The sequence below is a fragment of the Rhabdothermus arcticus genome (assembly GCF_055382915.1).
The window spans coordinates 401,241-424,055 of record NZ_AP043808.1; the positions used below are offsets into that span (position 1 = coordinate 401,241).

The following is a 22,815-nucleotide window of genomic DNA, read 5'->3' on the forward strand; positions in this document are numbered from 1 at the left end:
GTCCTCAGTCTAAAAAAGATCTTTCAAAACGCTCTTGATGCGTTCCCAAAGCGGGGTGCCCAGCCCCGGGTCGGGGCGCTGTGGGCGCGCGCGGCGCATCGGCCGTCGGGGGAGCAGGGTGCTCTCCGGGACAACCGCCTCCGCGTAGTGCAGCAGCCCCACCGCCGCCGCGTGGGTCGGGGAGGCGACGATGTCCGCGAGGCCGTCGACGCCTTGGGGCCGACCCAGGCGCACCGGGAGGTCGTATTCGCGGCGGGCCAGCTCGTCCGCCCCTTTCAAAAGCGCACCGCCCCCGGTGAGGACGACCTTGTCCGCGGCGACCTGCAGCGACCCCACGCTGTCCTCAAGGGCCTTGCGGGCCAGGCTCAGGATCTCTCGCAAGCGGGGGCGGATGATGCGAGCGAGTTCGGTCGCCGCCACCGCGGCCTCCGCCCGTCCCTCGTGGGTCACCTCCAGGACCAGCTCGGGATCGGCGAAGTCGGGCAGCGCCGCCCCGTACTTCTTCTTGAACCGCTCGGCCTCCTCGAAGGGGATCTTGAGCAGCTTGGCGATGTCCGAGCTGACCAGGGCCTGGCCCACGGGGAGGGTCTTGGCAAAGGCCAGCCGCCCCTGCTTGAAGAGCCCGACCCCGGTGGTACCGGCCCCGAGGTCGAGGACGAGCACGTCCATCTCGCGCTCTTCCGGGGTCAGGACCCCGAGCCCGCTGGCCAGCGGTCCGGCGACCAAGCCAGCGATCTCCACCCCGGCGCCCTCGACCGCGCGACGCAGGTTGGTGAGCGGGCCGGCGGGGGCGGTGACCAGGAGGACGTCGACCTCGAGCCGCACCCCGGTCATCCCCACCGGGTCGTGGATCCCCGACTGGCCGTCGACCCGGTACTCGAGCGGCACCACGTGCAAGAGGGCTTCGTTGTCGTCCAGGGGGTAGGTTTTGGCCTGCTCGACGGCGCGTTCCGCGTCCTCGGGGGTGATCGTGTGGCCGCGGCGAATCGCCGCCAGGCCATGGCTTTTCTTGCTCTCAAGCTCCGGTCCGCTGATCTGCACCCAGGCGCGGTTCACGTTCACCCCGGCGACCCGCTCGGCCGCGCGCACCGCGGCGCGGATCGCTTCGCTGGTTTTTTCGAGGTTAATCACCGCGCCGCGCTTCATGCCCTCCGAGGGGACGCTGCCCTCGCCGATAATGTCCAGCACCCGGTCCGCCGCGCGCTCGCCGATCACCGCGGTGACCTTGTCGGTGCCAATGTCCAGGCCCATGTATACCCGCTCGCTCATCGCTTGACGCTCACCCCCCAGGCGTACCGATAGGCCGCTTGATGGTCGGGGAAGGCCTCGACCGGGTCCTCCGGTCTTGGCGTCCAGATGCGCCCCTTAGGTAAGTCTATGCTAAATCCACTCGGAGAATAGCGAATCTCCTTCGCCTCGGGATAGCGCGCCGCGATCGCGAGCACGCGGGAGAGGGGTTGGCCGAAGCCGCGCACGGGAATGCCCCCGGGGTAAGGGAGGGGCACCCCGCGGTCGGAGAGGACGAGGCCACGGCGGGGGCCGGAGGGCAGGCCCAGCGCGTCGGTGAGCCAGACGCGCGGTGCCTTTGGCCGCACCTCCAGCCGGAGCGTCCCTTCCGAAAGGCGTCGCACCCGGACCTCGGCCACCCAGGGCAGGCGCATCAGGCGGCGCTCGGCCCAGAGCGGGGCGTAGAGCCAGGGGGCGCCGGGGTAGATCCCGGCGGCGTACGCGAGCGCCTCCGCCGCGGGGTAGGGGGCGACCACCTCGACGCGCTTGACCGGCCAGCCGATCCAGCTGGCGACCAGGCCGCTGAGGAGCAACAGGATCAGGGCGAGGGCTCTAATCATCGGGAAACTCCCCCCAGATCTCCCATTCCAGCTCGAGCTGCGGGATCCGCTCCCGGATCCGCCGTACGAGCCGCCATACGTCCATCGCGGTCGCGTTCCCTAAGTTTACGATGAAGTTTCCGTGTTCGGGGCTGACCATCGCGCCACCGACGCGCAGGCCCTTGAGCCCGGCGGCGTCGATCAGCCGCCCGGCGGCGTCGTCAGCGGGGTTTTTAAAGGCGCAGCCGGCGCTCTTGCGCTTGGGCTGGCCCTTTCGGGCGCGGTCGGTGCGCGCCATCCTGGCGGCGATCTCCGCTCGGGGCCGTTTTTTCAGATCGAAGCGCACCCGGGTCACGATCGCGTCCTCGGGCAGGGCGCTCTTGCGGTAGCCGAACCCAAGCCGTTCCTTGGGCCAGACCTCGAGGCGCCCTTGGTAGAAGACCTCGACCTCGGCCAGCGCGTCGGCGATCGCCCCCTGACGGGTGCCCGCGTTCATGCGCACCGCGCCCCCGACGCTGGCGGGGATGCCCAGGAGGGGCTCGAGCCCGGAGAGGCCGGATCGCGCCGCCTCCTGCACCCAGAGCGGCAGCAGGCTGCCCGCGCCCACCCAGCCGGTGAGCTCGCCCTCGAAGAAACGGCCCTCGAGCTTGATCACCCGCTCCCTCACCCCCGCGTCGGAGACCAAGAGGTTCGATCCGTTCCCCAGAACCCGGAACGGGGCCTCGGTGGCGAGGAGCAGCTCGTTGAGGTTTTCCACCCGCCAGAGTTCAGCGGGGCCGCCCACCCCCAGGGTGGTGAAGTCCTTGAGGGCGACCCGCTCAACCCGCATCGGTCGCCTCCTCGGCCAGGGCGTGGGCCAGCTTCCAGACGTCCCCGGCCCCCGCGAAGAGGAGGACCTCGTCGGGGGCCGCACTGCGTCGGAGGTAGGCGAGCGCTTCCTCGCCCTTGAGCGCGCGCGCGTTGGCCCCAAGGCGGCGGGCGCTGGCCGCGAGCGCCTCGTGGTCGACACCGGGGATCGGGGGTTCGCCGGCGGCATAGACCTCGAGGACGATCGCCTCGTCGGCGTCCCCGAGGGTCCGGGCGAAGGCTTCGAAAAAGCGTTGCGTGCGCAGGTAGCGGTGGGGCTGGAAGACCACCCGCAGCCGGCGTCCGAACCCCCGTGCGGCGGCCAGGGTGGCACGGAGCTCGGTCGGGTGGTGGGCGTAGTCGTCGAAGATCAGCGCGCCCCGGTAGCGGCCCAGGAACTCCAGCCGCCGCCCGGTGCCGCGGAAAGCGGAAAGCCCCCGCTGGATCGCCGCAAAGGGCAGGCCCCAGGCCAGGGCCGCGGCGGCGGCAGCGAGGGCGTTTTGCACGTTGTGCTGCCCGGGCACCCGAAGCCTGACCTCGCCGAGGACGCCGTCCAGGTAGCGGAGGGCAAACCGGCTGCCCCGGGGTTCCACCCGCAGCCCTTCGGCCCGCACCTCGCCCCCGTCCAGACCGAACCCGATCGCCGGTCGATCCTCCGGGACCAGGGCGGCGAGGCCCGGCCAGTCGGCGTTGTAGACCAGCGTCTTGGCCCCCGCGAGCCAGCGGCGGACCGCGCGTCTGAGCGCGGCCTCGTCGGCGTGGTAGGTGGGGCGCTCGGGGTCGCCGACGTGGTCGTCCTCGAGGTTGGTGACCACCGCGAGGTCCACCCGGGCCAAGGGAAACCCTCGGTCGGATTCGTCGATCTCGGCCACCATGGGGCCGCGCCCGACCCGCGCGCCGCCCCCGAACTGGGGCACCCGTGCCCCCACCAGGACCGTGGGGTCCTGGCCCGCGGCCTCGAGGATGAGGCCGAGCATCGCGGTGGTGGTGGTCTTTCCGTGGGTTCCGCTCACCCCCAGGCTGGGGCGGGCAGCCAGCAGCTCGGCCAGGGCCTCGATGCGCCGTTGCACCGGGATCCCCGCCCGCCTCGCCGCCTGAACCTCGGGGTGGGCCTCGGGAACCGCGTTGCTGACCACCAGGCGGGCCGCGCCTTCGAGGTGGCCGGGGTCGTGGCCGGCAAGGATCCTGGCCCCCAGCGCCGCCAGGCGGCGCGCGTTCTTCCCCGGGCTCAGGTCACAGCCGCTCACCGTCTGGCCCTGGCCGAGGAGGGCCTCGGCGAGGGCGCTCATCCCTACCCCTTCGATGCCGATTAGGTGCACGTGCTTCACGTCAACTCCTCGATGCGACGGGCGATCCGCTGGGCGCTGCCAACCGGGTCGAAGCGCCCGAGGGCAGCGCGCATCCGCTCGAGCGCTGCGTCGTCCAAGCCGTCGAGCACCCCGGGAAGCCGGAAAAGGTCGGCCTCTTCCAGGTGGATCGCGGCCCCGGCCTCGGCGTAGAGCCGCGCATTCTTGCGCTGGTGGTCCTCGGCGGCGCTGGGCAGCGGGACCAGGATCGGCGGGACGCGGTGGAAGGCGGCCTCGGCCAGGGTCATCGCCCCGGCGCGGGTGATCGCGAGGTCCGCCGCGGACCAGGCCAGGGTGGTGTCCACGAAGTCGACCAGCCGGTAGCGGGGGTCGGCGACCCGCTGCCGGGTGGCCTCGAGCCAGCGGTGGCCGGTCTGGTGAAGCACCTGGAAGCGATCCAAAAACGGCGCGAGGAGCTCGGGGAGCCGCTCGTTGAAGACCCTGGCGCCCTGACTGCCGCCGAGGACGAGCAGCAGGGGGCGCTCCGGGGAGAGGCCGAGGGCGCGCTTGGCGGCCTTGGGGTCGAGGCGGGCCTCCCGCACCGGCATGCCCACCAGCTCGGCCTTCGTGCTGAGTGCGGGAGGGAGGTTCGCGGGAACGGCGAGGAAGAGCCTTCGCGCGCGTCCCGCGAGGAGGCGGTTGGTAAGCCCTAGCCGGGCGTTTTGCTCGTGGAGGAAGACCGGCACCCCCAAAAGCTCGGCGGCGAGGGCGAAGGGGAAGGCGGCATAGCCCCCGGTGGCGAAGACCGCGTCGGGTTTGAGCCGCCGCACCAGGCGGAGGGCCTCGAGCACCCCCCAACCAGCCCGAAGGAGCTCCCGGGGGCGGGGCCGGCCGCGGTCGAGCTTGCCGGTGGTAAGGCGGTGAAAGGGAAGGCGTTCGGGGACGATGCGGGCCTCGAGCCCGTCGCCCCCCACGTAGTCCACCACGTGTCCCCGGCCTTTGAGGACCTCGCCGACCGCGAGGGCGGGGTAGACGTGGCCGCCGGTGCCGCCGCCGGTGAGCACCACCCTCACGCCGCCTCCTTGGTGCGGGTCAGCCCGGCTTCGAAGGCCGCGCGGTGCAGCCAGCCAAACGCCAGACCGAAGGTGAGCATCGCGCTCCCCCCGTAGCTGATCAAGGGAAGGGGGATCCCGGTGGGGGGCAGGAGCCCGAGCACCACCCCGATGTGCAGCGCCGCCTGCAGCAGGACCATCAAGGCCAGCCCGGCGACCAGGATGCTCTTCGCCCCGTCCAGGTGGGCCGCGCTCTGCAAGGCCCGGAGGAAGACCAGCGTGTAGGCGAAAAAGAGCAGGGTGACGCCGAGGACGCCGAGGGTGTAGCCGACCGCGGCGAAGGCCATGTCGTTGTAGGCGTAGGGCACCCGGGGCATCGCCCCCCCCGGGCCCTGGCCAAAAAAGCCGCCCCGGACCAGCGCCCGGATCGCCAGCTGGGTTTGGGTGAGGTCCCGGCCGGGGGCTTCCAGGGCCTGCGTGAGCGTGGCCGGCTGGTAGGCCTCGATCCGCTGTTCCACATGCTGGAAGCGGGCCTGGTAGACCCCGTAGAGCGCGAGCGCGATCAGCGCGGAAAACATTGCGACCGCGAACAGGCGTCGCAAGGGCACGCCGATGATCAGCATCAGGACGGTGGCCAGCAGCAGCAGGTAGGCGGCGGTCGCCAGGTCGGGCTCCATCGCCACCAGCGCCGCCCCCAGGCCGATGATCCCCACCGGGCCCATGATGAGGGTGTCCTGGCCCTTGTCTTCGAAAAACCGCGCCAGATAGACGACGAGGGCCAGCTTTAAGAGGTCCGAGGGCTGGAAGGACAGGCCCCCGAAAACGAGCCAGCGGCGCGCGTAATCGTGCCCTGGCCGGACGTCCTCGCCGATCACCAGGGTCAGCGCGGCGAGCAGGAGGGCAACGAGCACCGCTCCCCGGCCGTAGCGCAGGGGCCAGGAAAGGGGGAGGCGGGCCGCCGCGAGGGTGGCTAGAAAGGCCAGCCCGATGCGCAAGAGGTGCTGGGTGAAGAGCCCGGGTTCGGCCGCGGCGATCGCGTTTAGACCCAGGGCGAAGAGCAGGAGCTGGGCTAGGAGGAGGACGGGGTCCACAGCACCTCCTTTACCGCGTCGCGAAAGGCCTCGGAGCGGGCCTTGTAGTTGGCGAACTGGTCGAAGGAAGCGGCCATCGGCGCGAGCAGCACGCTGCCCCGGTCAAGGGAGCGGGCCGCATGGCGCACCGCCTGGCGCAGCCCACCTGGTCCAGGAAAGCGGTGGACTGGAACCAGGTCGGCAAAGGCCTCGGCCATGCGCCCGCCGTCCTGACCGATGGCCAGGATCATCGCCACCTTCGCCTGGACCAGCGGTCGCAGGCGCGCGAGGTCGGCGCCCTTGTCCACGCCTCCGAGGATCCAGGCGATGGGGGCGGGTGCGGCCTTGAGCGCCGCCTCCACCGCCAGGGTTCGGGTCGCGATCGAGTCGTCGATGAAGACCAGGCCGTCCTTTTTCCCGACCACCTCGAAGCGTCCTGGGAGCGCAGGGGCGCTCTTTAGGAGGCGTGCGACGCGGGCGGCGTCGAAGGTCCGGCCCTCGCCCTCGAGGTAGGCGCGCACGGCGGCGGCGGCGGCGCGGCGGTTGGTCTCCCGGGGATCGTCGGCGGGCTCGAAGGGGTAGGGCCGTGCCGGGGTCCTGGCCGCGGCGGCCGCGAGCTTGGGGTCGGCGGCGTTGTAGACGACGGCGTCGGTCCAGGTCAGGTTGCCGAGCAGGTTGAGCTTGGCCCGGTGGTAGGCCTCGACGCTGCCATGGCGGTCGAGGTGGTCCCGGCCCAGGTTCAAGAGGACCGCGACCCGGGGTCGGAAGGCATGGATGCGCTCGAGCTGGAAGCTGGAGAGCTCGGCCACCGCCACCGCCGCCCGGTCGACGATCTCCACCAGAGGGGGACCCAGGTTGCCCCCGGCCAGGGCCGGGAGCCCGAGGCCGCGCAGGGCGTGGGCGATCCAGCTGGTGGTGGTGCTCTTTCCCGCGGTGCCGGTGACCCCGATGATCGCCGCCCGGCCCTCGCGCCAGGCCAGCTCCGCCTCGCCGATCACCGGTGCGTCGAGCGCCGCCAGAAGGGGGTGATCGAGGGGGACGCCGGGGGCCGCGATGACCTCGGTGTGCCGCCCCGGCGTCGGGCGGGCGAAGGCGAACCCCAGCGCCCGGGCGGCGTTTTGGGCTTCGGGGCGGGGGGCGTCGTCGTACCACTCCGCCGCCTCGCCTCGCCGAGCGAGGAAGCGGAGAACGGCGAGGCCGCTTTCGCCGAGGCCAAAGACGAGCTTCATCCGCCCCCCCAGAGCGCCACTGCCAGGGCGGTGGTGACCGCGGTGATCGCGGTAAGGCGAAAGACGATCCTGGCCTCCGGCCAGCCGGAGAGCTCGAGGTGGTGGTGCAAGGGTGCCATCTTCAGGAGGCGTCGTCCTCCCGTTCGCCTAAAGTAGACCACCTGCGCGATCACGCTCAAGACCTCGAGCACCGGAACCACACCGGCGAGGGGCAAAAACCAGAGCTTTCCCGTCGTCAGATAGAGCATCGCCCAGAAGGCCCCGAGCGCCTCCGACCCGGCGTCGCCCATGAACACCCGTGCCGGCGGGGCGTTGTGCCAGAGAAAGCCGAGGATCGCGCCCAGGGCGGCCTGCACCAGGACGAGCGGGTAGAAGGGCAGCAAGAGGATCGCCGCGACGCTCCCGGCGAGGCCGTCCAGGCCGTCTGTGAAGTTCATCGCGTTGGCCGCGCCGACCAGGGCCAGGACGAAGAGCAGCCCGTCCAGCCCGGCCCAGGGGGTGTAGCGAACCTCGGGTAGGGCCAGGAGGGCCAGGAGGAGACCCGCGGCGAGCTGCAGCGCGAGCTTTTCCCGGGCACGCAAGGGACGGCCGCGCAGCCCCAGGAGGTCGTCGAGGGCCCCGATCGCCAGGAAGGCCGCGCCCGCGAGGACGACCTCCGCCCGGCCGCCGCCGAAGGCCAGCCAGGCGAGCAGCAGGGCCGCGGCCATGGGCAGCCCCCCGAGGCTGGGGGTGCCCTGTTTTTGCTGGTGCGAGGCAGGCCCGTCGGCGCGAACCGTCTTACCGAGCCCCCGGCGTCGTAGCGCCCGGGCCCAGAGGCCGACCAAGAGCCAGGAGAGGAGGAACCCCGTCGCCAGGCTCACGGCAGGGCCTCCAGCGCGTGGGAGAGGTGGATGACTGTCGCCTCGCGGCGCAGCCAGACCCCGTCCGCGTTCACCGCGAGCGCGTCGTAGCGCCCCTCGCGGGCGTCGAGCAGGAGGCCGTCGAGGCTGTAGCGCCAAAGCGCGTCCTCGCCGAGGAGGTAGAGATCACCAAAGAGCGCGGCGTCGCGGAACGGGGGAATGGCAAAGCGCGCGCCCTCGAGCACCACGGCCTCCTTGCCCAGGAAGGCCACGTGGCGCGGGTCCGCGACCACCCGACGCATGCCCGTGAGGCCCAGCGCGGTGGTACCCGCGTAGGCCTCGCCGCCGCGCACCCAGTAGAGGGTGGACCGGTAGCGGGCGTCGTCGGCGTCCACGTCCCAGGGCGGACCGCCTCCGACCCAGACCCCGGCGTCGGTGCCCGCGACGGGACGGGGGCGGGCGTGGAAAAAGCGCGGCCGTCCCGGCAGGGGATGGCTGGCCACGAGGCGGCCGTCCTCGTAGACCAGGAGTTCGAAGGGGTAGGCGGCGTAGACCCGATTTCCCTCGGCGTCGGCGAACAGCGGGGCTGCGGGCAGCGCAAAGTCCAGCCCCCGGTAGCGCACCCAGCGGCCCTGAATCAGGCCCCCCGGCAGGAGGAGGACGCGCTCGGTCGTGGCCGGGGTGGCCCTGGGCGCGCAACCGGCCAGGGACAAGAGCGCGAGGAAAAGCGCCCATCTAGGCATCGAAGACCTCCATCAGGGCCTCCAGCCCCACCCCCCGGGAGGCCTTGAGGTAGACCAGGTCCCCGGGGGAGAGGGTCTTTGCCAGCTCTTCCCGTGCCGCTTGCAGGTCCTCGGCGACGCGCCCGCGGCCTGCGGCCCGGCGCATCGCCTCGGCGTAGGGGCCGACGAAGAGCAGCTTCTCCGCGACCCTGGCGGCGAGGCGGGCGACGGCCTCGTGCTCGGCCTCGGCCCGCGGCCCCAGCTCGAGCATCGTGCCCAGGACGACGAGCCTCGGGCCGGGGAAGGTGGCGAGGGCCTCGAGCCCAGCCCGCACCGAGGCGGGGTTGGCGTTGTAGGCGTCGTCGATCACCCGGTAGGGCCCGAGCTCGCGGTAGGCCATCCGCCCTGGGGGGAGCTCGAGGTGGGCCAGGCGCTCGATGACCTCGGCCAGGGGCTTTCCCCAGAGCTCGGCCAGGGCCAGTGTGGCCAGGGCCGCGAGGGCCGCCCCGACGCCGGGATAGGGAACGAAGACCGCCCGGCCCCGGTAGCGAAACCGCACGCCCTTGGGGCTTTGCGTAAAGCCCTCGCCGGGGAAGTCCGCCGCCGGGTCAAACCCGTAGGTCCGCCCCCTCAAGCCCCAGCGGTGGGCGGTGCGGTGCTCGACCAGGCGGAGCGCGACCGCTTCCAGGAGCTGGCCCTTTTCCCTGGCGACGTTGGCCTCGGTTTTGAGGGCTTCGAGGTGGGCCGGACCGACGCCGGTGAGGACCCCGACCGTCGGGGCGGCGAGGCTTAGGAGCGCGGCCATCTCCCCAGGCCGGTCGATGCCCAGCTCGACCACCGCCCCCGGCGCGCTTGCCGGAAGATGGAGGAAAAACCGCGCCAGCGCCGGCGGGGTGTTGAGGTTGCCCGGCGTCCCCATCAGCCCCAGGCCCTGGCGGATCGCCTCCTTGGTGGTGGTCTTGCCCACGCTGCCGGTGACGCCGACCACGGGGCCGGCGTAGCGCGCTCGGAGCGCGCCACCCAGCCGAATCAGGGCCTTTTCGGGGTCGGCCACCCGCACCGCTTCGGGGCGCGGACGATCGGTTAAGAGCAGCGCTGCCCCTTTCGTGAGGGCCGCGTCGAGGTAGGCATTGCCATGGGTCCGCGCCCCGGGCAGGGCCACGAAGAGCGCCCCGGGTTGCACCATACGGCTGTCCCAGACGAGGTCCCGCGCGGTGCGGGCGCGCGGTCCGGCTACCCCGCCGGTGGCCCGGGCGACGAATTCAGGCGTCAATATCGCATCTTGAGCAAGTTGCACAATATGCTCACCGTAGGTCATCTTAACCGCTCGGGCGGCATGCCCCAATAGCTGAAGAGCCCCTTCGCCAGCTTGGCGAAGACCGGGGCCGCGAGCTCCGAGCCGTAGCGTCTCTCCGCCGGGACCTCGGGGTCGTAGAGGACGACGACCGCCGTGGCCCGCGGGGCGTCTGCGGGCAGGAATCCGGCGAAGAGCGCGACCACCCGGTTCGGGTCGTAGCCGCCGGGAACCGGGATCTGGGCGGTGCCGGTCTTGCCCGCGACCGCGTAGCCGGGGATTCGGGCGTTCTTGGTGAGGTAGGTGGAAAGGGTCTCGCGCACCCAGCGCGCGCTCGTGGCGCTAAGGAGACGGCGGGCCCGCACCGTTTGACCAAGCTCGACCACCGGTGTCCGGTACACCCCGTCCACCAGGGCGTTGAGGACGGCCGCTAGCTGCACTGGGGGCAGCGCAATCCCCTGGCCGAAGGCGGCGTTCGCCGCCTCCACCGGTCCCCAGGCGGAGAGCGGGGGCAGGATGGGGCGCTCGGCGAGGGGGTGAACCCGGGCGTCTAGTCCGGCGGCTTGCAGGAAGGCGTGCAGTTTGGCTCTGCTCACCCGCTCGCTGAGGAGGGCCATGCCCACGTTCGAGGAGTGGGCGAGGATTTGCGCAAGGCCCCAGCGTTCCCTGGGGTGCCAGCGCCAGTCGCGAACCCAGCGATCACCGATCTTGATCCGGTAGGGCACCTCGAGGCGTTCGTCGGGCCGCACCGCGCCCTGGTCCAAAAGCCAGGCCGCGATCAAGGGTTTGACCGTGGAACCGGGCTCGATCAGATAGCGCCAGGCGTAGTTGGTGAGGCGGGGATCCTTGCCCGGGGCGCCGCGGCGGCTCGCCGGGTCCAGCCGCGGGGCGTTGGCGCTGGCCAGCACCTCGCCCGTCCGGCTGAGCACGACGATCGCGCCCCAGCGCGCGCGGGCGGCCTGGACCCCCTCGAGGAGGGCGGTCTCGGCCAGGGCCTGGATCGTGGGATCGAGGGTCAGGCGGACGTCCTGCCCCTGCCTGAGCCGGGCGTCGTAACGGGCCTCGATCCCCGCCAAACCACGACCGAACCCTTTAGGGAAGCGCTCGGTGTAGCCGACGAGCTGACCCGCCAGCGCCCCCAGCGGGTAGACCCGTGCCCCGGCGGTGGGGGAGAGGGCGAGGGGGGTGCCGTCCCGGGCCAGGATCCGGCCCCTGGGGAGCGTGACCCTGTGTCCGATCCCTGGCGCCGGCCAGGGGCTCGGCGCAAAGGTGAAGAGGACCCAGACCCCGTAGCCGAAGATCAAGAGCCAGACCAGGCCAAAGAGCCCGATCGCCCAGCCCTTATACACGCCGAGGGCCCTCATCGCCACCTCCCATCCGGCAGGGGCACGAAACCTTCTCGTTCGGCCCAGCGCAGCAGGCGTTCGGGGGAGGTGAGGCGCGCCTTTTCCGCTTCCAGCCGGGCGCGTTCGGACTCCAGGGCCCGGACGGCCGCCAACAGCCGCGTTTCCTGGGCGCGGGCACGCTGCACCTTCCAGCCGAGGACGGCGAGCAAAAAGAGCAAGCCTACCAGGAGCAGGCCCCAGGTCAGCGCGGACCTCACCGCCGCTCGCCTCCCCGAAGCTTGGCGCTGCGCGCCCTGGGGTTGGTCGCGCGCTCTGCCTCGCTGGCCTGAATCGGCTTCTTGGTCAGCGGGGTGAAGGCGGGATGATCCCGGAAAAAGCGCTTGACCCGCCGGTCCTCAAGGGAGTGGAAGCTGATGATCGCCGCCCGCCCGCCCGGCGCGAGGACCTCGGGCAGCTGGTTTAGCAAGGCCTCGAGCGCTCCTAGCTCGTCGTTGACGTAGAGGCGCAGGGCCTGGAAGGTCTTGCGCGCGGGATGGCCGGCGCGGCGAAACCCCACCGCCTCCTGAACCACGCGGGCCAGCTCGGCGGTGGTCGAAAAGGGTCGCTTTTGCACGATGGCCCGGGCGATGCGCCGGGCCTGGGGCTCCTCGCCGAGCTCGAAGAGGATCCGGGCCAGGGCTCGCTCGTCGAGGGTGTTGACGACCTCGGCCGCGGTCGGTCCCTGGCTGCCCATGCGCATGTCCAGCGGCCCCTCGTGGCGGTAGGAGAAGCCCCGTTGGGGATCGTCGAGGTGGTAGCTCGAAACCCCCAGGTCGGCGAGCACGCCGTGGACCTCGGAGACCCCCAGGTCATCGAGCACCTTCCGGAGCTCGCGGAAGTTGGCCTGGACCGCGGTCAGTCCTGGCTCGCGGGTGGCCAGGGCCTGGGCCCTGGCGATGGCCTCGGGGTCCTGGTCCAGGGCGATCACCCGGCCCCCGCGCTCGAGGATGGCCCGGGCGTGGCCGCCCCCGCCGAAGGTGGCGTCGACGTAGGTGCGGCCTGGTTGGACGTCGAGCAGGGCCATTGCTTCTTCGAGCAGCACCGGTTTGTGGGTCACGTCGGTCATAGCCCAAGCTCCCTCAAGCCTTCGGGGATCGGTGGATTGGCCAGGGTGCGGCGGATCTCCTGCCAGTAGCGGTCCTCGTCCCAGATCTCCAGCCGTCGCGGAGCCCCGGCGACGATGACCGCGTCCTCGATGCCGGCGAACTTGCGCAAGGTTGGGGGGATGAGAACGCGCCCGCCGCGGTCCAGCTGGGTCTTGTGCGCGCCTTGGTAAAAGGCGCGCACGAAGCGCCGTCCGGCGTCGTCGGTGAGCGGAAGCTTTTCCAGAACGCGCTCGATCCCGCTCCAGATCGAAACGGGGAAGACGTAAAGGTTGCCCTCAAACCCCCGGGTGAGCACCAGGCCCTCGGCGACGAAGTCCCGAAACGCCGGAGGAATCACCACGCGGCCTTTGGCGTCGAGGTTGTAGCTGTACTCGCCGTAGGGCACCCTCCGCCTCCCATGCCTCGCTCACAGGCTTGGGAAATTTTAACACGTTTTCCCACCTTTCCCCACGAATTGGCCCAGCCAGGTTCGGGGAAACGCAAAACCCCGGGCCAGATGGCCCGGGGGGAAGGGGTGTAAGCCGGGTTCTGTCGCGCACGGTCATCTATCTGGGACCGCGGTCGCCCGCGGCCTCGAGCGGCGTTCCCGTCGGGTTCGAGCGGGCCGGGCAAGCCCTCCCCGAACGCTGCCTTGCACCGGGTGGGGTTTGCCGAGCCACCCCGGTTTCCCGGAGTGCTGGTGGGCTCTTACCCCACCGTTTCACCCTTGCCTCCATGACCCCTCCGTGCGGAGGGCGGATCGGCGGTCTGTTCTCTGTGGCACTTTCCGTCGCCTTGCGGCGCCCAGGCGTTACCTGGCACCCTGCCCTACGGTGCCCGGACTTTCCTCACCCTCCATGGAGGAGGGCGCGACCGTGCCCCCTTCCAACCACTCATTTTAGCTCATAGGGGGGCAAATGTCACCGCCGGGGACGCGAGCATGGGACCATGCCGGCCTTGTGCTACGGTTTGGGCCTGGCCTTTTTCCTGGGCATTTTGGCCCACGTCGCCCGCGTCCCCGGTGGCGCGGTGGTGGGGGCGATGGTGGGGGCGGCGCTCTACAACTTTTCCGGGGCCCCGCGGGCAGAGCTCCCGCCCGTCGCCGGGCTGCTCATCCAGCTCGCGGTGGGGGCGATGATCGGGTTTTCCGCCCGGCGGGATCTGCTTCCGGTCCTGATCCGGGTGCTCCCGCTGGCCCTAGTCGGGGTCTTGGCCTTTCTGGTCATCGGCAGCCTGCTGGCGTTCTTCGCGGCTCGGCTGGGCTGGCTGGACCTGGCGAGCGCCCTCTTCGGCTTCGTTCCCGGAGGCATCTCGGTCATGGGGCTCTTGGCCGAGCAGGTCGGGGGCCAGGGGGCGGTGGTGGCCGCGATGCACTTCGTCCGCGTGGTGACGATCTTGCTTTTCGCACCCTGGATGGTGCGCTTCCTGCTCTGGCTTACTCGATCAGGCCCTGGGCCTTGAGCAAGGGTCGGGCGTAGAACAGGGTGAGCGCGGTGGAGGCGTCCTCGATCTCCCCGGCCTCCAGCCGCCGGTAGGCCTCGGCGAGGGGAAGCTCGACGGGGGTCAAGAGCTCCGCGGGCTCGAGCTCGGGCGGCTGCACCTGCCGGGCCCCAAGCGCGAGGAAGGGGCGGAAGACCACGGCGTTGAAGGAGGGCTGGGGGTGGAAGGGGGGCAGGGCGATGAGCTCGTCGACCTGGGCGCCGACCTCTTCCAAGAGCTCGCGCCGCGCGGCTGCCTCCGGGGTCTCTCCGTCGTCGACCTTGCCCGCGGGGACCTCCAAAAGGAACTTTCCCGTGGGGTGCCGGTATTGGCGCACCAAGAGGGCGGTCTTGGTGGGGGTGACGGGGAGGACGAAGACCGCCTCCACCGGGCCCGGCCGGTAGATGTAGGTGATCTCCTGACCGGTGTGCGTGAGCAGGCGTTCCTTGACGATCTTGACGGGGTGTTCGACCAGCGGCTCGAGCGCCAGGCGCTTCCAGGGTTTCATGCCCCCTTAGCATAATGAACCGGTGCGGGTTTTACTCACCCTGGACCCCGGCCTCGAGGACGTGACCCTGGCCGAGCTCCGCGAGCGCGGTTCGGTTGGCGAGGCCCGCCCCTTCGGCTACCGCGGGTTGGTCATCGCCGAGGTGTCCGAGGTCGCGCCGCTCTTCTCCCTGCGCTCGGTCCACCACGTGGTGCGGTTTTTGGGCCACGCGCGGCTTGCTGCCCCGACGCTGGAGGCGGCCCTCGGGGCGCTCTCGGGCTTCGCCATCCCCGGGCTCGGCCCGGAGCGATCGTTCGCCGTGCGGGTGCACCGGCGGGGGCAGCACGCGTTTCGAAGCCCCGAGCTCGAGCGCGCCTACGGGGCCTTGCTGGTGACGCGCTACCGGGCGCCGGTGGACCTCGAGCACCCCGACGTCCGGGTCCGGGTGGACCTCTTCGAGGACGCGATCTTCCTCGGCTTGCAGCTCACCGACCGGGCGCTGTCGCTCCGCTACCCAAAGGTCTACGCGCCCCCCGCGGCGCTGAAGACCAGCGTCGCCTACGGCCTGTTGCGCCTCCTCGGCGTCCGGTCCGGGCGCTTGCTCGACGCGTTCACCGGATCCGGCACGATCGCCATCGAGGCCGCGGAGGCGTTTTCGGGGCTGGAGATTCTGGGCATCGACAAGAATCCCCGCGCGGTGGCCGGCGCCCGGGAAAACGCCCGCGCCGCCGGGGTCGACGCCCACGTCACGTTCGAGGTGGGGGACGCCCGTCGCCTCGGTGAGGCCTTCGGGGAGGGGGCCTTCGATTACGTGGTGGCCAATCCCCCCTACGGCATGCGTCTCGGCCGCTCGGAGAACCTCTACTTGCTCTACCGCGACTTCTTCATGGAAGCCCGCCGGGTGCTGCGGCCCGGGGGGCGGCTCGGCTTTCTCGTGTTGAAGCGGGGCTGGGTGGACCGGATCGTGCGGCGGGTCGGAGGGTTTTCCCTTGTGCACCGCCGGGTCGTGGAGATCGGGGGGCTCTACCCCGGCTACTTCGTGCTCGAGCGGGGCGCCGATTGACCCTGCTTTGTCGTTGGGAAGGCGTGGCCTCGGCGTTGAGCCCGTTCTGGGCCGACGGCGGCATCACCGCGCCAAAGGCGGCGACGCTCGCCGTATCACGGAGAACGCCTTGAAGGCCGGTGATTCGAAGGTGGCGCATCGCAAAACAAACAGAGCGGGTGGCTTTCGACCACCCGCCCCGTTCGGCGCCGGAGCTACATGTGCTCGATCAGCGCCCGGCCGAACTCGCTGGTCTTCAAAAGCTTCGCTTCCTTGCCCTCGGCGACCATCAGGCGGTGGAAGTCGTAGGTGACGAGGCCCTCCTTGATCGTGGCTTCCATGGCCTTGATGATCAGGTCCGCGGCCTCGGTCCAGCCCAGGTAGCGGAACATCATCTCCCCGGAGAGGATCACCGAGCTGGGGTTGACCTTGTCCTGGCCGGCGTACTTGGGGGCGGTGCCGTGGGTGGCCTCGAAGACCGCGTGGCCGGTCCGGTAGTTGATGTTCGCGCCGGGGGCGATCCCGATCCCCCCGACCTGGGCGGCGAGGGCGTCGGAGATGTAGTCGCCGTTGAGGTTCGGGGTGGCGATGACGTCGTACTCCGCCGGCCGGGTGAGGATCTGCTGCAGGAAGTTGTCGGCGATCACGTCCTTGATCACCAGGTCCTCGCCGGTCTGGGGGTTTTTCAGCACGTGCCAGGGGCCGCCTTCCAGGGGCTCGGCGCCGAACTTCTCCCGCGCCACCTCGTAGCCCCAGTTGCGGAAGGCCCCCTCGGTGTACTTCATGATGTTGCCCTTGTGCACCAGGGTGACGCTCTTACGCCCTTCCTTGAGGGCGTAGTTGATCGCCGCCTCGACCAGGCGCTTGGTCCCCTCCTCGCTGATTGGCTTGAGCCCCAACCCGGAGCTCTCCGGGAAGCGGATCTTTTGGTACGCCTCGGGGAAGGTCTCCTTGAGGAAGGCAAGCAGCGTTCTTTGGCCTTCGGACCCCGCCGGCCACTCGATGCCCGTGTAGATGTCCTCGGTGTTCTCGCGGAAGACGACCATGTTCACCAGCTCGGGGTGCTTCACCGGGCTGGGCACGCCCTCGAAGTAGCGCACCGGGCGCACGCAGGCGTAGAGGTCGAGACGCTGGCGGATGGCCACGTTGATCGAGCGGATGCCCCCGCCGATGGGGGTGGTCAGCGGCCCCTTGATCGCGACCAGGTACTCGCGGATGGCCTCGATCGTCTCCTCGGGGAGCCAGACCTCCTCGCCGTAGACGCGGTTCGCTTTCTCCCCAGCGTAGACCTCCATCCAGGCGATCTTGCGCTGGCCCTGGTAGGCCTTTTCCACCGCGGCGTCGAAGACAGGCTGGGCCGCGTTCCAGATGTCCGGGCCGGTGCCGTCGCCCTCGATGAAGGCGATGATGGGATGGTCCGGCACCACCAGGTGGCCGTTTTCAATGCGGATCTTCTCGCCCCATTCCGGCACCTTGATCTTCTCGAAGTTGGGCATCGTGCACCTCCGCCCCTAAGCATACCCGTGGGGCCGGGGCATTTCGCCCTCCTCGAGGGCCTCGAGAAAGCCCTTGAGGTTGAAGAGGAAGTGGGCGAGGAGGCCGGGGACGAGCGAACCGGTGAGAAGGTAGCTGGCGCCGAAGAGCAGGCCCGCGACGAAGACATAAACCGGGTAGATCCAAGCGCGCGCGTTAGGCACGGGATGGAAGAGGGCGAAGATCAGCGCGGCGAGCACGACCCCGAAAAGGGGGCCAAGCCAGCGCGCGAGTAGGGTTTGCAAGCACCCGCGAAACAAGACTTCCTCGCCGAGGGCGCTGGCCGCGGAGAGCGCGAGGGCCAGCGCCCCCGGGTGGGGGGCGAGGGAGAGGGCGCGGCCCACCCCGCGGATCAGGGCCTCGGCGGCGGCGCTCGCGTCGGGGAAGAGGCGTTCGATCACCGCCTCCAGGCCAACCAGGGCCCAGTAGAGGAGCACAAAGGCGCCAAGGTCGCGGGCTGGGTGGAACCCGCCGGTGACCGGCGCGCCGAGCGCCCGCATGCCGAGGGCGCCGAGCGCGAGGGCCAGGGCTTCCAGCCCCAACAGGAAGAGGAAGAACCGGGTCATGCTGGAACCTCGAAGGCTAGGGCGAGTTTGCGGGAACGACCGGGGGCGAGCTCGAGGGGAAAGGCCAGGAGCAGGCCTCCCGCCCGTTCGATCGCGGTGCCTTCGGGGCCGAGCTCGAGCGCCAGCCCGGGGATCTCGGCGAGCGGCCGATAGGTCCAAAGGTCAAGCCCCAACCAGCCGGAAAGGGCCTCCTCATCCCGGTTTTGCACCCTGAGCTCGACCTCCAGACGGCGGCGTTTGGCCTTGAGCTTGAAGCTCTTTTTCACCGCCACCGCGTGCGGCCCCAGTGCACCCTCGGCGACGAGGTGGACCCGCTCGCGGTAGCGGCTGGCCTCGAACCGGGCCTCGTTGAGGGGGCTCGGGTGCGCGGGCAGGTCCGAGGCGGTCTTTGCGAAGTAAAGGCCCAGGCTGCGCGAGGCGATCAGTGGCTCGCTGTGGTCGCGGAGGTCCAGCGCGAAGAGCCGTCCGCCCTCGGCGGGGCGCAAGAAGGCGCTGAGGACGTGGCTTTCCAGGACGGCCTCGAGGTGGCCGTCGCCGTCGATGTCCTCAAGGCTGGTTTCGACCCAGGCGTACTTGCGCGGATCGGAGCGGTTCTCCGCGGCCATCAGCTGGCGGTGGGCCCAGCGCCGGGCCTGGGGGTCGTCCCCGTAGGCCCGGCCCCACTGCCCGCGGTAGAGGTCCTGGTAGGCGGCCTCCGGAGGGCGGTGGGCCTCCTCGAGCTTGTCCGAGACCCAGCGCATCTTGGCCAGGAGGTCCTTGGCTTCCGGCACCCGCCGGGGTAGGAGGCGGGGATGGGCGCAGTCGGGGAGGGCGAAGGTCGCCGCGGGGAAGGGCGCGTTGGGTTCCGGCGGGCGCCAGTCAACCCCCGCGGCGTCGTAGGGATAGAGGGTCAGGCCCTGGCCTTTGAGCTCGACGTGGGCCGGGGCCTCGAGCTCCCTTCGGGGAAGGAGCGCATAGCGGTAGCCCTCGTCGGCCAGGACTTCGATCAGGGGGAGGTCGAAGGCACCATCGGCGAGGTAGGCGCCCGAGGCCTCGACGCCAAAGAGCGCCTCAAGTCGCTCGGCCATGTCGGCGAGCTGCCAAGCCGCGTCGCGTTCGGGAAGGAGCGGCAGGTAGGGGGAGTAAAGACCTCCCCCGAGGAGCTCCAGGCCGTCCTTGGCCACCCGCTCGCCGATCGCTTCCGCAAGGTCCTCCGGGAGGAGGTCGAGCAGGAACCCGGAGAAGAAGACCAAAGCTCCTGGCGGCCAGGTCGCGTGCGCGGCCCTCACCCGCCTGAGCGCGGCGCTGGCCTCCATAGGGCCGGCGTCGTAGACGAAGAGCGGTCGCATCCCGTTTAGGTTATTCTCCGCCGAGGTCCAGGGCATAGCCGGGTCAGGCCGGGAGCGCGGCCCTAGACCGGGTAGCGGGCGAAGACGGCGCCCCGCTCGACGTCGGCCTTGACCGGCCCCACCGGCTTCCAAACCTCTTTTGCGGCGTAGCCGAGGGGGGCTTGGTCAGGGCGGGAACGACCAGCCGTTCGGCGTGGGCCCGCTCCTTAAGGGCCCGTGAGCGCGCGGGCAGGTCCGCGGCCAAAAGGACGTTTTCCGGGGGATCCCGGTCACCGCCACCGGGGACCAGATGACCGGGCCTAGGCGCGGCGGATGCGCTCGGCGTAGGCATCCGTTGGCCCAGGCGGCGCAGCGCCGCGGGGACCGCGTGGGCTGCGACCAGCGCCACGAGCCGGGTGCCTAAGGGCCCGGGTTATCCCTGCCCGGCTTCGGGAAGGGGCGGGATCAGCCGGGCCCAGAGGATGTAGGAGAGGTGGTTGAGGTACTTGAGCGGCAGCTCGGAGATCGGCCGGTCCACCTCGATGGACATCAGCGCCTCACCGCCTTTTTTGGCCCGGCTCGAGGTCAGGTAAGCGATGTTGACCTCGTCGTCGGCCAGCACCCGGGCGACCCGGGCGATGACCCCCGGGGTGTCCACGTGCTTCACCAGGAGGGTGGGCGCGGCTCCGGTAATCCGGGCCTCGAAGGCGTCGAGCCGCCAGAGCTTGACCAGCCCTCCGCCGAGGCTGGAGCCGTAGACCGCGACGCGCTCCTCGGGGTTTTCCAGGATGATGCGCACGGTGTTGGGGTGCACGTCGCCGAGCTCGACCGCCTTGAAGGCGTATTCCAGTCCCGCGGCCTCGGCAAGGGCCTCGGCCTTCTTGATGCGCGCATCGTCCGGGGCCAGTCCCAGGACCCCTCCGATCAGCGCCAGGTGGGTGCCGTGGCCCTTTCCGGTCTCCGCAAAGGAGCCGTGGAGGTGGAACTCCGCTCGGGTGGGCGGTGCGGGGAGGATCTGGCGCGCCAGCCAGGCGATCCGCGCCGCCCCGGCGGTGTGGCTCGAGGAAGGGCCGATCATCACCGGCCCGATCATCTCCAAAAGGCTCATATGAGGCTAGAATAGCACCATGCGTATCGTATGGAGCGTTTTTCTATTCGCCATCGCCGCGGCTGCCAGCCTGAGCGTGCCCCCGACGGGGGTGGTGGGGCAGCCGGTCGAGGTTCTTGGCGAGGGATTCGCCCCGGGGACCTACGCGCTCGAGGTGGAAAGCCCCGAGGGGACCCGGGTGGAGAGCGTCGAGACCCTCGACGGGAACCTGCGCCTGCGCTTCGTCCCTGAACGCCCTGGTCGCTACGTCGTTCGCGTCATGCTGCCCGAGGGGCCGCTGGAGGGCGTCCTGGAGGCGGTGCTCCCTGAACCCCGCCTGACCCCGGAGGGGCTGGACCTCGGCTGGCGGGTATTGCCCCTGCCCGAAGCGGGGCGCTGGCTCGGGCCCCGGGTCGAGGGCGGGCGGGTCTATCTGGCCCGCGGGCTTTTGGTGCTCGAGGTCAACCGCGTCACCGGAGCCGTGGTGCGGCACTACCCGCCCCGGAGGGTGGCCGCGCTCCTGGAGGGCGGCCGGGTCCGGCTGGTGGACGGGCGGGTCCTTTCGCTCGCGGCGCTCGTCGATCTTCCCTACGAAGCCGACCCCGAAGCCCTCAAGGCGCTTTGGGCGATCGAGGCCCAGCTCGGCCCCTACGACGGGCCGCGCCCTTTTTGGAGCCTGGTGGGCAAGGCCGAGCCGACCCCACGGGACCTCGAGGCCGCAGAGCGCGACGTCTTCGCCCGCGGCCACCGCCCCGACCTGGGCTGGAAGCCGGATCCGATCTCGGACCGCCTCCTGGACCTGGCCAAGGGCGGGAGCGAAGCCGCTGCCCGCGTCCTCGCCGAGGCGCTCCCGGCGGTCCTCGACGCCCCCATCCGGGCTGACCTGGCAGAGCGCTTTTCCGGAGCGCTCGGCGCACGGCTCGCGGCGCTCGGCCCTTACCTCGAGCGCGCGCTGGGCTGGCCCTACCCCGAGGTCAGCCGGACCCTCTTCGGGCTGGTTGCGCTCGCCTGGCTGGCCCTCTTGATCAAGGGGGTGGTCAGCCCGGGCCGCTCCTGGCTGGCCTTTGCCTCGCTGGGGGCGATCGAGCGCGTCCTGGCGTTGGTTCTCCTGCTCGTGGCGGGGGCGGCGTTCTTGGGTTGGGGGACGGCCCTCGAGGCCGGGCGCCTCCCCCTCGACCACGGAAGCCTGAAGACCGCCCGGTTCGCGGCCTGGCTTTCCTCCGCGCCGCAGACCCCGGAGACCGACGCGCTCCGTGCCTTCGCCCGGGGGGAGGTGCCCCCGCTTTCGATCCCTGCCGCGCTCCTGGCCCAGGGGCGTTACGCTGAGGTCCTGGCCCGCTACCCCGCCCACCCCCGTGTGCGCGAGGCGCTCGGCCTCGGCGGGGATGCCTTCACCCAGGCCTTCTTGCGGCTCGGGGTGGCACGCGGAGCCTACCCCTCGGCCAAGGAAGCTCGGGCCCTCTACTGGCGCGCGCTCCTTCGCGAGCTCGCAGCGCGGCCGCTGGCCACCTACGCCGGCCTTGCGGTCTTTCCCAGCCCGGGGCTGGCCTACGTGGTCTTGGTCCTCTTCCTGCTGGCCGCGCTCTACACCCTCTTGGGGCTCGTGTGGCCCCGTCCGAAGGGCCCGCCCCCGCGCCTCTCCCTTCTCGTGCGGGCCCTCCTGCCGGGGGTCGAGGCGTTCCGCGAGGGGGTGGGGCTTTTGCTCTTCTTCCTCGCGGCCTTCGGCGCCTGGCGGGCGATCGACGGGCATCCTGATGGGGTCTGGGTCTTGGGTCTGGCCTACCTCGTGCACTGGGGCTGGCTCTACGCGAGGAGGGGCGCATGATCCTGCCCCCGGTCCCCACCCCTTTCGACGCCGAGGGCCGTCCCGACTGGGACGCCCTGCAGGCGATCTTGGATCGGCTGGCGCCCCACGTCGACGGGGCGCTGATCTTCGGTTCCAACGGTGAAGCCCCGCTGCTCACCGCCGAGGAGCGGCGACGCGGGCTGATGCGGGTAAGGGTGCCAGGGTTTTTCCTCGCCGGCGTGGGCGACGAGAGCCTGCCCCAGGCCGTGGACCACGCCGAGGCCGCCCGGGCCGCCGGGGCTGACGCGGTTTTGGCCTTTCCCCCGCGGTTCTTCAACGCCCTGTTGGACGAGGCGGGGCACCTCGCCTACTTCGCCGGGCTGACCCGGGTAGGGCTTCCAGTCTGGCTCTATCACGTGCCCCAGCTGACCCGGGTGGACCTGCCCCTGGACCTGGTCGCCCGCCTCGCCGAGCTCGATGGGGTGGAGGGGATCAAGGACTCGAGCGGCGACGCCAGGCGTTTTCTAGACTACGCGGCCCGGGACCTCCCCTTGCGCCGGTTTAGCGGCAGCGCGCTGATCGTTCTCGATGCGTTGATGTACGGGGCCGAGGGGGGCATCCTGGCGGTGGCCAACCTGGTGCCGCGGCTGGTGCGGCGCCTCTTCGACGCGGCCCGCTCAGGGGCGCTCGAGACGGCCAGAAGCCTTCAGCTGGCCCTCTACCCGCTGGGTCGCCTGCTCGGGCAGGGAGGCCCGGTCTTGCTCAAGCAAGCGATGCGCCATCTGGGCCTCCCCGCGGGGTATCCCCGGCCCCCCTTGCCCCAGGAGAGCCCGCTCTGGCCGAGGTTCAAGCCGCTTTTGGAATCCGCCGTCGAAGCGGGGTGGACGCCGTGAG

At 71.0% G+C, this 22,815-nt stretch carries 23 protein-coding genes and 1 other RNA gene; 4 read left to right on the top strand and 20 right to left on the bottom strand.

Translation table 11 applies throughout. The features are described from left to right. Nucleotides 1-9 precede the first annotated feature (9 nt). The 15 genes from ftsA to rnpB all read right to left on the bottom strand — a co-directional run bounded on the left by ftsA (nt 10) and on the right by rnpB (nt 13,523). Nucleotides 10-1,269, bottom strand: coding sequence for a cell division protein FtsA (ftsA, locus tag ACZ48Y_RS02205; RefSeq protein ID WP_464741725.1), 1,260 nt, complete (start codon nt 1,267-1,269; stop codon nt 10-12). Continuing rightward, nucleotides 1,266-1,847 (bottom strand): cell division protein FtsQ/DivIB, encoded by a 582-nt coding sequence (locus ACZ48Y_RS02210; RefSeq protein WP_464741727.1) that lies wholly within the window; start codon nt 1,845-1,847, stop codon nt 1,266-1,268. Before ACZ48Y_RS02210 ends, ftsA begins: the two co-directional genes overlap by 4 nt. Next, nucleotides 1,840-2,655 carry a UDP-N-acetylmuramate dehydrogenase gene (locus ACZ48Y_RS02215; RefSeq protein ID WP_464741729.1) on the bottom strand — a complete coding sequence of 272 codons (816 nt, stop codon included), beginning with the start codon at nt 2,653-2,655 and terminating at the stop codon, nt 1,840-1,842. Before ACZ48Y_RS02215 ends, ACZ48Y_RS02210 begins: the two co-directional genes overlap by 8 nt. Continuing rightward, the gene (gene murC, locus ACZ48Y_RS02220) at nt 2,645-4,000 is read right to left on the bottom strand and encodes a UDP-N-acetylmuramate--L-alanine ligase (RefSeq protein WP_464741731.1); all 1,356 of its coding nucleotides are present in this window, start codon (nt 3,998-4,000) and stop codon (nt 2,645-2,647) included. Before murC ends, ACZ48Y_RS02215 begins: the two co-directional genes overlap by 11 nt. Further along, nucleotides 3,997-5,031: an undecaprenyldiphospho-muramoylpentapeptide beta-N-acetylglucosaminyltransferase gene (gene murG, locus ACZ48Y_RS02225; protein ID WP_464741733.1), complete on the bottom strand. Its 1,035-nt coding sequence runs from the start codon at nt 5,029-5,031 to the stop codon at nt 3,997-3,999. Before murG ends, murC begins: the two co-directional genes overlap by 4 nt. After that, nucleotides 5,028-6,101: an FtsW/RodA/SpoVE family cell cycle protein gene (locus ACZ48Y_RS02230; protein ID WP_464741735.1), complete on the bottom strand. Its 1,074-nt coding sequence runs from the start codon at nt 6,099-6,101 to the stop codon at nt 5,028-5,030. The genes murG and ACZ48Y_RS02230 overlap by 4 nt, the downstream gene beginning before the upstream one ends. Next, a complete protein-coding gene (locus tag ACZ48Y_RS02235; protein ID WP_464741737.1) occupies nt 6,080-7,309 on the bottom strand; it encodes a Mur ligase family protein in 1,230 nt (409 codons plus the stop codon). The genes ACZ48Y_RS02230 and ACZ48Y_RS02235 overlap by 22 nt, the downstream gene beginning before the upstream one ends. Continuing rightward, nucleotides 7,306-8,163: a phospho-N-acetylmuramoyl-pentapeptide-transferase gene (locus tag ACZ48Y_RS02240; protein ID WP_464742778.1), complete on the bottom strand. Its 858-nt coding sequence runs from the start codon at nt 8,161-8,163 to the stop codon at nt 7,306-7,308. The genes ACZ48Y_RS02235 and ACZ48Y_RS02240 overlap by 4 nt, the downstream gene beginning before the upstream one ends. A gap of 2 nt (nt 8,164-8,165) precedes the next feature. Further along, on the bottom strand, nt 8,166-8,891 hold the full coding sequence (locus ACZ48Y_RS02245; RefSeq protein WP_464741739.1) for a hypothetical protein: 726 nt from the start codon (nt 8,889-8,891) through the stop codon (nt 8,166-8,168). Beyond that, a complete protein-coding gene (locus ACZ48Y_RS02250) occupies nt 8,884-10,143 on the bottom strand; it encodes a UDP-N-acetylmuramoyl-tripeptide--D-alanyl-D-alanine ligase (protein WP_464741741.1) in 1,260 nt (419 codons plus the stop codon). The genes ACZ48Y_RS02245 and ACZ48Y_RS02250 overlap by 8 nt, the downstream gene beginning before the upstream one ends. A gap of 41 nt (nt 10,144-10,184) precedes the next feature. Further along, the gene (locus tag ACZ48Y_RS02255; RefSeq protein ID WP_464741743.1) at nt 10,185-11,528 is read right to left on the bottom strand and encodes a peptidoglycan D,D-transpeptidase FtsI family protein; all 1,344 of its coding nucleotides are present in this window, start codon (nt 11,526-11,528) and stop codon (nt 10,185-10,187) included. Beyond that, nucleotides 11,525-11,767, bottom strand: a complete 243-nt coding sequence (locus ACZ48Y_RS02260; protein WP_464741745.1) for a hypothetical protein — start codon at nt 11,765-11,767, stop codon at nt 11,525-11,527. Before ACZ48Y_RS02260 ends, ACZ48Y_RS02255 begins: the two co-directional genes overlap by 4 nt. Further along, nucleotides 11,764-12,615, bottom strand: a complete 852-nt coding sequence (rsmH, locus tag ACZ48Y_RS02265; protein WP_464741747.1) for a 16S rRNA (cytosine(1402)-N(4))-methyltransferase RsmH — start codon at nt 12,613-12,615, stop codon at nt 11,764-11,766. Before rsmH ends, ACZ48Y_RS02260 begins: the two co-directional genes overlap by 4 nt. Then, nucleotides 12,612-13,040, bottom strand: coding sequence for a division/cell wall cluster transcriptional repressor MraZ (gene mraZ, locus ACZ48Y_RS02270; protein ID WP_464741749.1), 429 nt, complete (start codon nt 13,038-13,040; stop codon nt 12,612-12,614). Before mraZ ends, rsmH begins: the two co-directional genes overlap by 4 nt. Nucleotides 13,041-13,156: 116 nt before the next feature. Continuing rightward, nucleotides 13,157-13,523, bottom strand: an RNA gene (gene rnpB, locus ACZ48Y_RS02275) — RNase P RNA component class A. Nucleotides 13,524-13,582: 59 nt separating this feature from the next. On the opposite strand from rnpB, the gene ACZ48Y_RS02280 reads away from it, so the two are divergent. Further along, entirely contained in the window at nt 13,583-14,095 is a 513-nt protein-coding gene (locus tag ACZ48Y_RS02280) for an AbrB family transcriptional regulator (RefSeq protein ID WP_464741751.1), read from the top strand. Here the strand turns inward: ACZ48Y_RS02280 and ACZ48Y_RS02285 are convergent. Further along, nucleotides 14,070-14,621 carry an NUDIX hydrolase gene (locus ACZ48Y_RS02285; RefSeq protein WP_464741753.1) on the bottom strand — a complete coding sequence of 184 codons (552 nt, stop codon included), beginning with the start codon at nt 14,619-14,621 and terminating at the stop codon, nt 14,070-14,072. The genes ACZ48Y_RS02280 and ACZ48Y_RS02285 overlap by 26 nt on opposite strands. Before the next feature lie 22 nt (nt 14,622-14,643). On the opposite strand from ACZ48Y_RS02285, the gene ACZ48Y_RS02290 reads away from it, so the two are divergent. Further along, on the top strand, nt 14,644-15,663 hold the full coding sequence (locus ACZ48Y_RS02290; protein WP_464741755.1) for a methyltransferase domain-containing protein: 1,020 nt from the start codon (nt 14,644-14,646) through the stop codon (nt 15,661-15,663). Between the two features lie 194 nt (nt 15,664-15,857). Here the strand turns inward: ACZ48Y_RS02290 and icd are convergent, their stop codons facing one another. The 4 genes from icd to sdaAB form a co-directional block, all read right to left on the bottom strand. Further along, a complete protein-coding gene (icd, locus tag ACZ48Y_RS02295; protein WP_464741757.1) occupies nt 15,858-17,138 on the bottom strand; it encodes an NADP-dependent isocitrate dehydrogenase in 1,281 nt (426 codons plus the stop codon). A gap of 15 nt (nt 17,139-17,153) precedes the next feature. Then, nucleotides 17,154-17,741 carry a lysostaphin resistance A-like protein gene (locus ACZ48Y_RS02300; protein ID WP_464741759.1) on the bottom strand — a complete coding sequence of 196 codons (588 nt, stop codon included), beginning with the start codon at nt 17,739-17,741 and terminating at the stop codon, nt 17,154-17,156. Continuing rightward, the gene (locus ACZ48Y_RS02305) at nt 17,738-19,069 is read right to left on the bottom strand and encodes a hypothetical protein (RefSeq protein ID WP_464741761.1); all 1,332 of its coding nucleotides are present in this window, start codon (nt 19,067-19,069) and stop codon (nt 17,738-17,740) included. Before ACZ48Y_RS02305 ends, ACZ48Y_RS02300 begins: the two co-directional genes overlap by 4 nt. Nucleotides 19,070-19,481: 412 nt before the next feature. Beyond that, the gene (gene sdaAB / locus ACZ48Y_RS02310; RefSeq protein WP_464741763.1) at nt 19,482-20,156 is read right to left on the bottom strand and encodes an L-serine ammonia-lyase, iron-sulfur-dependent subunit beta; all 675 of its coding nucleotides are present in this window, start codon (nt 20,154-20,156) and stop codon (nt 19,482-19,484) included. A gap of 19 nt (nt 20,157-20,175) precedes the next feature. On the opposite strand from sdaAB, the gene ACZ48Y_RS02315 reads away from it, so the two are divergent. Both ACZ48Y_RS02315 and ACZ48Y_RS02320 read left to right on the top strand, forming a co-directional pair. Next, complete coding sequence (locus tag ACZ48Y_RS02315) at nt 20,176-21,960, top strand: hypothetical protein (protein ID WP_464741765.1); 1,785 nt, start codon at nt 20,176-20,178, stop codon at nt 21,958-21,960. Next, nucleotides 21,957-22,814 (top strand): dihydrodipicolinate synthase family protein, encoded by an 858-nt coding sequence (locus tag ACZ48Y_RS02320; RefSeq protein WP_464741767.1) that lies wholly within the window; start codon nt 21,957-21,959, stop codon nt 22,812-22,814. Before ACZ48Y_RS02315 ends, ACZ48Y_RS02320 begins: the two co-directional genes overlap by 4 nt. Nucleotide 22,815: the final 1 nt, after the last annotated feature.